General features: G+C 63.0%; 11 protein-coding genes and 1 tRNA gene. 8 read left to right on the top strand and 4 right to left on the bottom strand.

The features are described 5' to 3' along the window. Positions 1 to 6 precede the first annotated feature (6 nt). Positions 7 to 1,239, bottom strand: a complete 1,233-nt coding sequence (locus QM596_RS07265) for an acetyl-CoA acetyltransferase (protein WP_021332263.1) — start codon at positions 1,237 to 1,239, stop codon at positions 7 to 9. 123 nt (positions 1,240 to 1,362) lie between these two features. Here QM596_RS07265 and QM596_RS07260 point away from each other — a divergent pair, with 123 nt between their 5' ends. The 5 genes from QM596_RS07260 to QM596_RS07240 all read left to right on the top strand — a co-directional run bounded on the left by QM596_RS07260 (position 1,363) and on the right by QM596_RS07240 (position 6,276). After that, positions 1,363 to 2,574, top strand: a complete 1,212-nt coding sequence (locus QM596_RS07260) for an acetyl-CoA C-acyltransferase (protein WP_047890093.1) — start codon at positions 1,363 to 1,365, stop codon at positions 2,572 to 2,574. After that, a complete protein-coding gene (locus QM596_RS07255; protein WP_020970396.1) occupies positions 2,571 to 3,494 on the top strand; it encodes an SDR family NAD(P)-dependent oxidoreductase in 924 nt (307 codons plus the stop codon). Before QM596_RS07260 ends, QM596_RS07255 begins: the two co-directional genes overlap by 4 nt. Further along, on the top strand, positions 3,491 to 4,315 hold the full coding sequence (locus QM596_RS07250) for a DUF1295 domain-containing protein (RefSeq protein ID WP_029255965.1): 825 nt from the start codon (positions 3,491 to 3,493) through the stop codon (positions 4,313 to 4,315). Before QM596_RS07255 ends, QM596_RS07250 begins: the two co-directional genes overlap by 4 nt. Beyond that, positions 4,312 to 5,178, top strand: a complete 867-nt coding sequence (locus QM596_RS07245) for an acyl-CoA thioesterase (RefSeq protein WP_021332262.1) — start codon at positions 4,312 to 4,314, stop codon at positions 5,176 to 5,178. Before QM596_RS07250 ends, QM596_RS07245 begins: the two co-directional genes overlap by 4 nt. Before the next feature lie 81 nt (positions 5,179 to 5,259). Continuing rightward, positions 5,260 to 6,276, top strand: a complete 1,017-nt coding sequence (locus QM596_RS07240) for a winged helix-turn-helix transcriptional regulator (protein ID WP_283308482.1) — start codon at positions 5,260 to 5,262, stop codon at positions 6,274 to 6,276. A gap of 9 nt (positions 6,277 to 6,285) precedes the next feature. On the opposite strand, the gene QM596_RS07235 is transcribed toward QM596_RS07240, so the two are convergent. After that, a complete protein-coding gene (locus QM596_RS07235) occupies positions 6,286 to 7,665 on the bottom strand; it encodes an LLM class flavin-dependent oxidoreductase (protein ID WP_283308775.1) in 1,380 nt (459 codons plus the stop codon). A 242-nt stretch (positions 7,666 to 7,907) separates the two neighbouring features. Here QM596_RS07235 and QM596_RS07230 point away from each other — a divergent pair. Both QM596_RS07230 and QM596_RS07225 read left to right on the top strand, forming a co-directional pair. Next, positions 7,908 to 7,983: transfer RNA gene (locus tag QM596_RS07230), tRNA-Arg, on the top strand. A gap of 49 nt (positions 7,984 to 8,032) precedes the next feature. Further along, positions 8,033 to 8,995: a formylglycine-generating enzyme family protein gene (locus QM596_RS07225; protein WP_060938199.1), complete on the top strand. Its 963-nt coding sequence runs from the start codon at positions 8,033 to 8,035 to the stop codon at positions 8,993 to 8,995. Position 8,996: 1 nt separating this feature from the next. Here the strand turns inward: QM596_RS07225 and QM596_RS07220 are convergent, their stop codons facing one another. Both QM596_RS07220 and QM596_RS07215 read right to left on the bottom strand, forming a co-directional pair. Next, positions 8,997 to 9,914 carry a TauD/TfdA dioxygenase family protein gene (locus QM596_RS07220; protein WP_020970412.1) on the bottom strand — a complete coding sequence of 306 codons (918 nt, stop codon included), beginning with the start codon at positions 9,912 to 9,914 and terminating at the stop codon, positions 8,997 to 8,999. A gap of 42 nt (positions 9,915 to 9,956) precedes the next feature. Next, positions 9,957 to 10,619, bottom strand: a complete 663-nt coding sequence (locus QM596_RS07215) for a TetR family transcriptional regulator (RefSeq protein ID WP_283308480.1) — start codon at positions 10,617 to 10,619, stop codon at positions 9,957 to 9,959. A gap of 205 nt (positions 10,620 to 10,824) precedes the next feature. On the opposite strand from QM596_RS07215, the gene QM596_RS07210 reads away from it, so the two are divergent. Next, positions 10,825 to 13,161: an arylsulfatase gene (locus QM596_RS07210; RefSeq protein ID WP_283308478.1), complete on the top strand. Its 2,337-nt coding sequence runs from the start codon at positions 10,825 to 10,827 to the stop codon at positions 13,159 to 13,161. The last annotated feature ends 12 nt before the right edge of the window (positions 13,162 to 13,173 follow it).

The raw sequence follows: 13,173 nt of genomic DNA, 5'->3' as shown, positions 1-13,173 counted from the left end.
GCACTTTCAGGAAACTGCGTCGACGACAAAACTGACGGTGGTGGCCGTACTTCCACCGAAGTTGAGCGTCGCAAAGCGGCTCGCACCCTCGACTTGGAAACCGCCGGCCGTTCCCGTCACCTGATGGGCCGCGTCGAGAAGCATTCGAACACCACTGGCACCCACCGGATGACCACCGCCGATCAGACCGCCGCTGGGGTTGATCGGTAGCTTGCCGCCCATGGCGATGTCACCACTCTCGATGGCTTTCCACGACTCGCCGGGCGCGGTCAGACCGATGTGGTCGATCGCGAGATACTCACTCGCCGTGAAACAATCATGTGTTTCGATCCCGTCTATCCCGGCCAGGTCGACTCCGGCCCGGGAGAAGGCACCCATCACCGCATCCCGAACGTGTGGCATCACGTAGGGATTATCGGCGTCGCGGGCCAGCTTCTGCTCGAGACCTAAACCAACAGTCCGGTGACCCCAGCCCGCGATCTGGGCCAGCGGAGTCGCCGCGGCATCAGGATGCTCACGGAGGTACTTGTCCGTCACCAGCACAACCCCGGCGCCACCGTCGGTCACCTGGCTGCAATCGAATCGTCGAACACCGCCTTCCACAACAGGATTGGTGGCGTCGTCGCCGCCTGCATTCCCGAGCAGATCGGGTACCGCCCAACCGCGTGTCTGTGCATTGGGGTTGTTCTTCGCGTTCGCGAAATTGATCTGCGAGATCGCGCGAAGGTGAGATTCGTCGATCCCGTAGCGCCGCCCGTACTCCTTCGACACACGATCGAACATGTACGGCCACATGAATTTTGCTTCCTGACCTTCGTGTCCGACCCAGGCTGCAGCGCCCAGATGTCCGGCCGCGTCATCACCCGGAACCGTCTTCTCCAGTTCGATACCCATCACCAGAGCCGCGTCGTAGTTGCCGGCGCGCAGGTCTGCCATCGCGGCGAGTACGGCGATACTGCCCGATGCGCACGCCGCCTCGTGCCGGGACGAGGGCACACCCCATAGATCTGGATGCACGGTGGCGGGCATCGCACCCAGCTGACCTTGGCCGGCAAACAATTGACCGAAGGCATTACCGACGTGGATCACCTCGATGTCGGCGGCAGGAACCTTCGCCGCGGCCAGGGTGTGGTTCACCACCTCTTCGGCAAGGTTCGCGAAATCGAGTTCCTCACGGGTGAAGTTCCGTGCGAAGTCGGATTGGTACCCGCCGAGAATCCAAATGTTCGAAACAGTCATGACCTCTCCCCTTGCCGATCCGGCATCGGTGGCGTCACCGAGATACCCGTGCATCGGCGGTTGTAATTTCATCGCAACCGTACTACAACTAGCAGAGTAACTCTACTAATTGAAGGGTTGAAAATGACTGATGCTTTTGTCCTCGACTACGTGCGCACACCGCGCGGCCGAGCATCGACGCGAGGTGCCCTCCACGAACACAGCCCAGTCGATCTTGTCGTCCACCTGGCCAAGGCTTTGCAGGGTCGAACGAACCTCGCCGCAGAGCAGATCGACGACGTCGTTCTCGGTTGCGCATCGCAGGTGGACGAGCAGGGCGCGAACATCGCGAGAACTGCCGCACTCCTTGCTGGTTGGGGCGATTCCGTTCCCGGCGCGACCCTCAATCGTTTCTGCGCATCCGGCGTCGACGCAGTCGGCCAGAGCGCAGCCCGCATTCGCAGCGACGACGTCTCCCTCGTCGTGGCCGGTGGCGTCGAAAGCGTCTCCCGCACTCCGATGTTCAGTGATCGCGGACCGCTGTGGATCGACCCGGCAACCATCGCGCAGATCGGCTCCATCCATATGGGTGTTGCCGCCGACTTGAATGCCACGATCGAGGGGTACTCCCGCGACGAGTTGGATGCGTACGGCGTCGAAACCCAGCACAAGGCTGCCGAGGCCTGGCGCAACGGCGCATTCGAGCGGTCCGTTGTGCCCGTTCCCGGCAGAAATGGTGAAGCCGGAATCGCGCACGACGAACTGGTCAGGGCAGAGACGACGGCAGAGGGACTCGCCGCGCTGCCTCCGGCCTTCGAAGGGCTCGGCGCCGCCGGTCAGGATGCACTCGCGCTCGCCGCCTACCCTGAGGTCGGCAAGATCGAACACCTGCACACCGTCGGATCCTCTCCCGCCATGGCCGACGGCGCAGCACTACTACTCCTCGGATCCGAGAAAGCCGCGGCCAGAGCCGGCCTGACCCCTCGCGCACGGATCATCGGATCCGCCTCGACTTCGGTGAATCCGGTTCTCATGCTCACGGCGGGCCAGAGCGCCGTGGAGGCAGTCATCGCTCGAGCCGGGCTTCGTCCACAGGACATCGACGTGTTCGAGTTCGCAGAGGCCTTCTCCGCGCTCTGCCTACGGTTCCGCCGCGATCTTGACGCCGGGCCGGACCGCATGAACCCCAACGGAGGCACGATGGCGATGGGCCATGCATTCGGCGCCACCGGAGCAATTCTCGTCGGCGCGTGTGTCGACGAACTGGTACGGAGCGACGGACGCTACGGTGTGGCCGCGGTCAGCGGCGCCGCCGGTGTCGGAGTCGCGGTGCTCGTCGAACGGATCGCCTCGTGACCGCCAGTTCACTCTCGGGCCGCGTTGCCGTCGTCACGGGAGGGGGTAAGGGCCTCGGCCGTGCCGTCGCACTGCATCTCGCGAGCCGAGGGGTCACGGTGATCGTCAACAATCGAAATCGCACACTCGACGGGAGCGGCCGGGGCCCTGCAGATCAGGTTGTCGACGAAATCCTCGAAGCCGGTGGCCACGCCGTCGCCAACCACGACGACGTCACCGATCCCGAGGTCGGTCGAAAGTTGGTGGACGACGCTCTCACTCGGTTCGGACGACTCGATTTCTGCATCACCAGTGCCGCGGTCAGCGGTCCACAGATGCTCCATCGCACCACCGCCGAGAACCTCAGCACCGTCATCACGACAAACGTCGTCGGGACCGCGCTGGTTGCCGCTGAAGCCTCCCGAGTCATGCGCGAAGCCGGATTCGGGCGCATCGTGATGATTGCCTCGACCGCAGGACTGCACGGCGAACCCACCGTATCCGCCTACGCCGCCAGTAAGGGTGCCGTCATCGCACTGGGCCGCACCGCGGCCGGCGAAGGCGCGAGTCGCAATGTGTTCACCAATGTCGTACTGCCCTATGCCACTACGCAGATGACCGAGTCCGGAATGGACCCACGATTCATCGACATCATGGGTGCCGACCTGGTAGCCCCGGTGGTCACTGCCCTCGTCGATCCCGAGTCCACGACCAACGGGCAGGTGATCGTCACGGCAGGTAACGGAGTGCGTTCGGCCGACGCCGTCGAGGGCTCGACCGAATTCTTGCCCACCACCACAGAACTCGATGCCAAAGCGCTCGACGCACTGCTCGTGACCAGCCGGCTCGGCACTCCTCACACCTATCCGAGCGCACAGGAAGCCTTCGCGGACTTCGCTTCCGAACTGCTCGACCACCACAATCAGAAAGCGCGCGCATGACCGACATCCCATTGGGCGACCTTGCACTGAACTTCGGTGTGAGCGCACTCGCCGTGCTCGTCTTCATCGCAGTCGTGATGGCCGTAGCCATCCGGATGAACAATCACTCGATCATCGACATCTGTTGGGGGCCTGGCTTCGCCGTCGTCGCCGTCGTCTCGTACCTGACGTCCATCGGGTCGGACGGCAACGATCTGCGTCGCCTCGTGGTGCTGGCACTGACCGTGGTGTGGGGAATGCGACTCGGCCTCTACATCGGTTTCCGAAACCGTGGGCACGGGCAGGACAAGCGCTACACTGCCCTGCTCAAACATCAACAGGGACCGCTGGTTCCGTTCCTGATTCGCAAAATCTACGGCCTCCAGGGCGTCCTCATTCTCGTGGTGTCGCTGCCCGTCCAGTTCGCGATGTACGAGTTTCGCGCCCTCGGAGTCATCGGCGCGATCGGCATCGCAGTCTGGACCGTCGGCTTCGTCTTCGAATCGGTTGGTGACTACCAACTTTCCCGATTCAAGGCAGATCCGGCCAATTCGGGAATGGTGATGGATCGTGGACTCTGGGCCTGGACCCGGCATCCCAACTACTTCGGCGACGCATGTGTCTGGGTCGGACTGTTCATCCTCGCGCTTGGTGATCCATTGGCGCTGATCACGATCGTCTCGCCGATCGTCATGATCAAACTACTGGTGAGCTACAGCGGTAAGGCCTTGCTCGAACGAGGCATGCGCAAGAGCAAAGGCCAGGCCTACGACGACTACGTCGCCCGGACCAGTGGCTTCTTTCCCCGTCCACCCCGTCCGGCACGAAACCACGCGTCGTGAGCGCCCCCACGAGTGGTCTCGCCGACGTCTTCGATCTGGAATCGACCGGCCAGGACCGGTGGCAAGGGTCGAACGACGGTGTTCGGCTACCTCAGTTGTTCGGCGGCCAACTGGTCGCCCAGTCGATTCTCGCAGCCGGGCACACGGTTACCGACGGCAAAGCGATCAGTTCCGTCCACACGCACTTCCTTCGCCCGGGGTCGACGAATCGCGCAACCGAGTTCTCGGTAGATCGCCTTCGGGACGGAAAACGCCTGTCCACCAGAGGCGTCGACGTCCACCAGGACGGACGACTCGTCTGCCGTTCGACGGTCTCTGCCTCCTCGATCGACGAGGGCATCACTCACAGTCGAGCCGTACCCGCCGCGCTCCCGCCCGCTGAGTGCGTGACGTTGCAGGAGTTGGCCGAGGCAGACGGCGGGCTGGGCGAGGTGTGGGAGGAGTTCTCCGCCATCGAGATTCGTGTGTCCCCCCTCGATTCGCAGTCCCCCACGACGCATTCGGCGGCGCCTCCGCGCAACATCTGGATGCGTTCGGCTCAGCGACTGAGCGACGATCCGCTGATTCACGTCGCTGCTCTCGCCTATGCCAGTGATCTGATGCTGATGGCAACCGCGCTGACTCCGCACGGCTACGACATCGGGCAGGAGCACTCGCTCGATACGGATTGGACGGGCGTGTCCCTCGATCACACGATGTGGTTTCAGCGTCCCGTGCGAGCGGACGAGTGGCTCCTCTTCGAGCATTCGACACCCACTGCTCATGCCGGCAGAGCAGTCGTGAATGCCGCGGTCTTCGATCAGTCCGGACTCCAGATCTGCCAAATCACCCAGGAAGCGTTACTCATTGCCCGTATCGAGTGATTCCCGACTCTTTCTGCAGACCACTCGGTACGGTCTCGCGGTGCCGCAGGGTTCGCGGCCTATGATTTCGGGGTGGTACGAGTGAATGCAACCGGATCTTCGGCGTCGGCCGGATCTCCGACACCCACGCCGTCGGTGGGCGTCACCGAGTTGCCTGCGGGCGGACCCAACGCACTGGCGGTCACGCTCGGGCTACTGGGAGACGAGTGGAACCTCTGGATTCTGCGGTTCGCCCTTTTGGGGTCGCGTCGATACAACGACTGGCTGGCTCTCGGGGGAATCTCCAACTCGGTGCTGTCCTCACGGTTGGCAGTCCTGACGGCCGGCGGAATGCTCGAGCGCCGGGAGTACCAGCAGAACCCGCCGAGGCACGAATACTCGGTCACTCGCAAAGGCCAGTCGATCTGGCCGGTCCTCATCACCATGTGGTCGTGGGAGAAGCAGTGGGCACCGAATGAAATCACGCCACTACCGCCGCTGCGGCACAGCACCTGCGGAAACGACTTCACTCCGATCCTGCGTTGCAAGGAGTGCGGCGAGGACGTGGACGTGCGATCCCTGGACTCCCAAATGGGGCCGAGTGGGGACTTCTCACGCAGTGTGCCCGAAGCAACGTCGAGGCGCCGCTCCACCAAGTCCGAACGCCGACCGGAAATCCTGGCTCACACGATGGAACTCGTCGGCAATCGCTGGTCGGCAGCGATCATCGGGGCAGCTTTCCGAGGTGCCCGTCGCTACGGAGAGTTCGCCGAGATCACCGGTGCGCCGCCGGCAATCGTCGCCGATCGGTTGAAGCACCTCACCGAGATCGGTGTGATGGAAACGCGGCCGCTTCCGGATCGCCCACAGTGGTCGGAGTATCGACTCACCGACAAGGGAACCGCGTACTTCCCCGTCGTGATGTGCATGATCTCGTGGGGTCAGCGCTGGTTCAGATCCGCGGACGGTCCGGACATCGTTCTCCATCACAAGGCGTGTGGAAAGCGGTTCGAAGCAAGGCTGGGTTGTAGTGCGTGTGGTGAGGAACTGAGGTCTTCGGACATCGAGGCGATCGACCTCACCACCTCGGTGCACGTGCCTGGGTCCGGTTGGTCCTGAGATCCCCACTCAGCCGGCAGTGCGGATCCTGTCGAAGCTCCGGCCTCGGTGTTCGAGCGGCAGCCTGTCCCCTCGCCCGAACAATTTGTTGCGCAGCGTCCCCGCTTCGTAGTCGCTCTGGTAGGCGCCCCTTCTCGTCAGTTCCGGAATCACATGCTCCACAATGTCTTCGAAGGTTCCAGGAGTCACCGCGTAAGCGAGATTGAAGCCGTCGACGTCGGTCTCGGCAACCCACTTCTGCAACTCGTCGGCGACCTCCGCGCCGGAACCGACAACGATCGGGCCGAGCCCGCCGATACCCGCCCACTCCGCGATGTCTCCCACCGTCCATTCGCCGCCCTTCTCGTCGGCCTGACGAAACGATGCGACCGCGGATTGAATGGCGTTGCTCTCGACGTTCCCGATCGGCTCGTCCGCTCGGTATCCGGAGAGATCAATTCCCATCCACCCCGAGGTGAAAACGAGTGCGCCTTCACTACTCGCGTAGCTGCGGTAGTCCTCGAGCTTCGCCTGGGCCAACTCGGGGGTTCGGTCGGTGACGATCGTCAACAGTGTGTAGATGCGGGCCGAGTACGGATCGCGCCCGACCTTCGTCAGTTCGTTTCGGATTCGGGCAACGGCGTCTTTGAGAATCGCCTTTGTCGGTGCACCCACAAAGATCGCCTCGGCATTCTCGGCGGCGAACCGAACCCCGCGTGGCGACGCGCCGGCCTGGAAGATGACCGGCGTCCGCTGCGGAGAAGGTTCGGAGATGTGGATGCCCGGAACCGTGAAATGCTTGCCCTCGTGCTCGATCGGATGAACCTTGGAGGGGTCCGTGTAGACCCCGGTAGTTCTGTCACGCACCACCGCGTCGTCTTCCCACGACGTTTCCCACAACTTGTAGAGAACTTCGAGGTACTCGTCCGCGTGGTCGTAGCGATCGTCGTGCTGGAGTTGGTCGTCCTCGCCCATGTTCCGTGCGGCCGACGGGAGGTATCCGGTGACCACGTTCCACCCGATTCGCCCGTTCGTCAGGTGGTCGAGGGTGCTCAAGCGCCGAGCGAACGGGTACGGATGCTCGAAAGCTGTACCTGCGGTGATACCGAAGCCCAAGTGCTCGGTCACGGCAGCCATCGCCGACGCCAGCAGTAGCGGGTCCGAGACCGGTACCTGCGCGCCCTGCCGCAGCGCTGCGTCGTGATTGCCGCCGTACACGTCGTAGGTTCCCAACACATCGGCCAGGAACAGCCCGTCGAATCGTCCACGCTCGAGGAGCTTCGCCAATTCCGTCCAGTACCTCAGATCCGTATACCTGGACGACTGGTCCTCCGGGTGACGCCACAGACCTGGCGATTGGTGGGCGACGCAGTTCATGGCAAAGGCGTTGAAGCGGATTCTGCGGGTCATTCCCGCACCATGCCGTGCCTGCTCCGCGGTGAACACCATTGCGATCAGTGCGATCGGTTCGGCTCCTGCTTGCACCCGGCGATACCGTCGACTTCGCGACCTCGTCGGCGGGCCGCTACACTGACTAGCGCAGCTGTGACGCCCGAGGCTTCGTGCCGACAGGTCGAGCGGATGCAACAGTAGTATCGGGAAGCGAAAACCCCGGCAGCACAGGGTTTTCAGCACTTGTCGGTACGCTCCCCGCCCTCGTAGCTCAGGGGATAGAGCATTCCTCTCCTAAAGGAAGGGTCGCAGGTTCGAATCCTGCCGAGGGCACCAGGTGGGACTCTCCCCACATCGGCGTGACCAACGTGCCATTCTTGAATTCATGACGACGCCTCACTCCACGGCAACTCCCCCGAAGAACATGTCTTTGATCCCGGGTGGGACGTACTGGATGGGCTCCGAAGACTTCTATCCGGAAGAACGCCCAGTTCACCAGGTCACCGTCGACGGATTCTGGATGGACACGACGGCGGTGACAGTCGCCGAGTTCCGACGCTTCGTGAAGGCAACCGGCCACGTCACCACTGCTGAAATCGCCCCGGATGCCGCCGACTATCCCGACGCCGATCCAGCCCTCCTCGTCCCGGGATCGTTGGTCTTCAATTCGCCACCCGGCCCGGTTTCACTCGACGACTACACCCGGTGGTGGTCGTTCACTCCCGGCGCCGATTGGCGCCATCCCGAGGGCTCCGACAGCAACATCGGGGGACGCGAACGGCACCCCGTCACCCACGTGTCGTACTTCGACGCCCAGGCCTACGCCGCGTGGGCCGGCAAGGAACTCCCGACCGAGGCCGAGTGGGAGTTTGCCGCCCGCGGCGGACTCGATCGCCAGGCCTACGTGTGGGGCGATCACGACTCTCCGGGCGGGCGGCCCGGTGGCAACGTATGGCAGGGCCAGTTCCCCTGGGAGAACCTGCTCGAGGACGGGTACGAGCGCACCGCTCCGGTCGGAAAGTTCCGGCCCAACGGCTACGGACTGTTCGACATGGCCGGGAACGTGTGGGAATGGACGGCCGATCACTACACGTCCGACCACGCCCACAGTTCCAAGAACGTCGCGCCGGCCTCGTCGTGCTGCATTCCTCGCAATCCCCGCGCGGAGTTCGCCACCGAGGCCTTGGCCGGCGAACCCTACGCACGACGGGTGATCAAGGGCGGCTCACATCTGTGTGCACCGAACTACTGCTTGCGATACCGCCCTGCCGCGCGGCAGGGCGAATCCGAGGAGTCCTCGACCTGCCACGTCGGCTTCCGGTGCATCATCCGCATTCCGCAGGAGTAGATCAGAAGGGCACGTCCCCCAGGATGGCCACCCGCTCCATGACGCGGCGATGCGGGAAGTAGTCGCTCGCAGCGTAGTGCTGGGTGGCCCGGTTGTCCCAGAAGGCAATGGAATTCGGCGCCCACTTGAAGCGGCACTGAAAGTCCGGGACCTTGACCTGCGCGAACAGCAGGTTGAGCAGATCGTTGCCTTCGACAGGATCCATATCCGGAATGTGGGTGGTGAAGAGGCTGTTGACGAACAGCGTCTTCCGCCCGGTCTCCGGATGCTTACGCACCATCGGATGCAGAACCGGCGGGTACTGCTCCTTCATCTGCTCCAACTTCTCCGGGCTCATGCCGCGTCCGAAGGACGGCACAAAATCGTGGATGGCGTCCTTGCCGTCGATCAAGTCCTTGATCTCGTCGGGGAGGCAGTCGAAGGCGTTACCCATATCGGCCCAGAGCGTGTCACCACCGGCAGGCGGTACGTCGATCGCCCGAAGTACTGAACCGAGTGGCGGCGTCTTCGTCCAGGTGACGTCGACGTGCCAGATGTTCTCCGTTCCTGGACTGTCCTCTCCGCGTTCGAATCTGACGACTGCCGGGACCTCTCCCTGCGGGAGAAGTGGATGGACCTCGAGTTCACCCCAATGGGCCGCGAAGTCACGATGATTCAAGCTCGAAATCGGCTGGTCCCGAAAGAACACGACCTTCCATTCGAGGAGGGCCCGGCGCACGTCCTCGATCTGCTCCTCCGACGGATCACGCAAGTCGATATCGCTGATCTCGGCACCGATGAACGGTGTGACGGGTGTCAGAGTGAACCGCTCGTACGGCCTCGATTCAACGCCTTCCGGATTGCGCCTCATTCCGCGTGGTCCGAATTCGATTGTGTGATTGCCGATTTGGACTGTTCGTGATGATGTAAGGGTAGCCATCGAATGACTCCGTCCTGTCGTGTCGTGTCGCGGGGTCACACGTCAGTCGACGCGTGCACCCCGCTTTGCTCGTGTGCGTTTGTGTGCGCTTTGGGGCGCGGTCAGTGCTCCTACCGCGAGATCGACCAGATGATCCACCGTCGTATCGAAATCTGCCTGCACAACGGGGTTTTCGTCTTCGCGGCGCTGCTCGAAGATGGCCAGAGCAGAGACGCTCATGTTGAACGTCAGATCGATCCGTTCAACCGCGACGCGGCGGGGCAGATGCGGCAACGCCCGCGTCAACCTGCCGACTACCTCGTTGATTCCTTCACTGACCTCGCGAAACTCAGCACTCTGTGTATCTACTGACTGTGAAATTCTCGCGATGAACCGCGCATAGTTGGACCCGTCGACCGTCGCCATGAAATCGGCCAGCGGGTACAGGAAGGCTTCGACCAAAGCACGGACCAGATCGGTCCGCCCACTGGCGTCGACGTCGTCGAGATACGTCAGTCGCGCTGCATTGATCTGATCCATCCGATGCCGGAATACGGCCAGCACCAGACCGTCTCGCCCGCCGAAGTGATACTGAACTGCAGAGTTGTTGCGCTGCCCGGCCGCAGTCGCCACGTCCCGCATGGACACTTCGTGAATACCGTGCTCGGCGAACATCCGCTCGGCGACGGCGATCATGGCGTTCTTGGCATCCAACGAGGCGGGCATATACCGACCATATAAGTCACTGTCTTAATTCCGCAAGACCCACCCCCTGTGCGCGGTTAGGGAGTGCAGGGACTCCTTAACCACTCACAGGGGTGATTATCCCAGTCAGCGAGACCTACGCCGCCAACTGAATTCCGATCGATACGCTCCAGATTAAGACGACTGCTTAATCGACCCGGTTTTGCATACGCCAAGGAGCCTGCTGGTGAATCGCCATTCCATCCCGATCATTCCCGAGACGCCGAACGTCGCGGCCGCCGTGTACTACCCCGATCAGAATCCCCCGTACACCCGCCCGGAACCGCTTCGCCCGCCGGCCGGGGCCCCGAACGTGCTGCTGATCATGATCGACGACGTCGGATTCGGCGCACCCTCCGCGTTCGGTGGCCCGTGCCGCACGCCCACCGCCGAGCGTTTGGCCGAAACCGGCGTGAAATACAGCCGATTCCACACCACGGCTCTGTGCTCGCCGACGCGTGCCGCCACACTGACGGGGCGCAACCACCACAGTGTCGGTATGGGTGTCATCTCCGAAATGGCCAACGCGGCACCGGGATACAACGGTACCCGCCCTGCCTCTGCCGCCACGGTCGCACGCGTCCTGCAGGGAAACGGCTATGCGACGGGCGCTTTCGGCAAGATGCACCAGACCCCGACGTGGGAGACCACCGCTGCCGGGCCGTTCGATCGGTGGCCGGTCCGTGAGGGTTTCGACAAGTTCTACGGTTTTCTCGGTGCCGAGTCCGATCAGTTCACCCCGGTTCTCTACGAGGACTTCACGATGGTCGACTTACCCAAGACGCCACAGGAGGGTTACCACCTGTCCGAAGATCTCGTCGACCACGCGATCGAATGGGTCGAGGGCGTCAACACGATGGACCCGGACAAGCCGTGGTTCTGCTACCTCCCCTTCGGCGCGTGCCACGCTCCACTTCAGGTCCCGGACCGCTACCTGGACAAGTACGTCGGCGAATTCGATCACGGGTGGGATCGCCAACGTGAGATCACCCTCCACAAGCAGAAGGAACTGGGCGTCGTCGCTCCTGACACCGAGTTGGCCCCGTGGGCTCCGGGGCTCCCACACTGGGACGAACTCGACGACGACCAGAAGAAGGTCTCGGCCCGTTTGATGGAGTTGTACGCGGCATTTCTCGAGCACACCGACGACGAGGTAGGCAGGCTCGTCGACCGGTTGCAGGAAATGGGTGTACTCGACAACACTCTGGTGCTCTACATGATGGGTGACAACGGCGCCTCCGCCGAGGGCGGCATGGAGGGCTCGTTCAACTACCTCGCCGGCCTCAACGGTTACAAGAGTGCGACATCCGACGTACTGGCACGCTACGACGAATTGGGGACCGAAACCAGCTACCCGCACTATCCGGCGTCGTGGGCTCTGGCTCTCGACACCCCGTACCAGTGGGCCAAGCAGGTTGCGTCCCACTACGGCGGTACCCGAAACGGTCTGATCGCCCACTGGCCCAAGGGGATCGACAAGCCAGGCATCAGGGAGCAATGGCATCACTGCGTCGACATCACGCCGACAATCCTGGAAGCTGCCGGCATTCCGGCACCGACCAGCGTCGACGGGGTCACCCAGAAACCGATGGAAGGCGTGGCGATGAACTACACCTTCGCCGAGCCCGACGCCGAAGAGCGCCACACCACACAGTATTTCGAGATCTTCGGCAACCGCGGAATCTACGATCACGGTTGGACCGCAGTCACGGCCCACCGCGCACCCTGGCTGATGGCCACTCACGGCCTCGAGCTCACACCGATGAGCGAAGACCGCTGGGAGCTGTACGACACCTCGGTCGACTGGTCGCAGGCCCGCGATCTCGCGGACGAGCATCCCGAGATCCTGGCCCGGCTCAAGGAAAAGTTCCTCGTCGAGGCGGCCAAATATCAGGTGTTGCCGCTGGACGACAGAACGGTCGGTCGCCACGCCACCGCGGAATCACGACCCCCGCATCCGATGATGGGCCGCAAGACCCTCACGCTGTACCCACACATGAACGGTCTGGTCGAGAAAGCCGCGCCGACGTTCTTCAACCGCTCGTACACGCTGACCGCGAGTCTGGGTAGCGTCGCCGACGGCATGCTGGTCAGCCTCGGTGGCCGGTTCGGCGGATTCGCTTTGTACATACTCGATTCCGTCCCCGTCTACTGCTACAACTTCAGCGGCGGTGGTCGGACCTTCGTGCGTGGGCGCAACCCGCTGGCACCCGATGCGCGCGAGGTGTCCGTCCACTTCGAGTACGACGGCGGCGGAATCGGCAAGGGTGGAACCGCAACCCTGAGCGTCGACGACGAGGTGGTCTCCGAGGGTCGGATCGAGAAGACCACTCGGGCGATCTTCAGCATGAACGAACAGCTCGACGTCGGCATCAACCGGGGAAGCCCGGTCGCGGAAGAGTTCGCGGACAAGGGCGCGTTCCGCTACGGCGGCAAACTCAACAGCGTGACGATCGACTTACGCTCCACCCGCGACGTGGTGTCCGCGGAGGAACGGGAGAAAATCTCACTCGCCGTGCACTGATCGAACAGGCGA

Origin of the sequence: Rhodococcus sp. IEGM 1406, from assembly GCF_030056745.1 — a bacterium.
In the GTDB taxonomy this organism is placed as follows: Bacteria; Actinomycetota; Actinomycetes; order Mycobacteriales; family Mycobacteriaceae; genus Rhodococcus_F; species Rhodococcus_F erythropolis.
The sequence above is the reverse complement of the archived record's forward strand: the minus strand, read 5'-3'. Positions and strand labels throughout refer to the sequence as shown.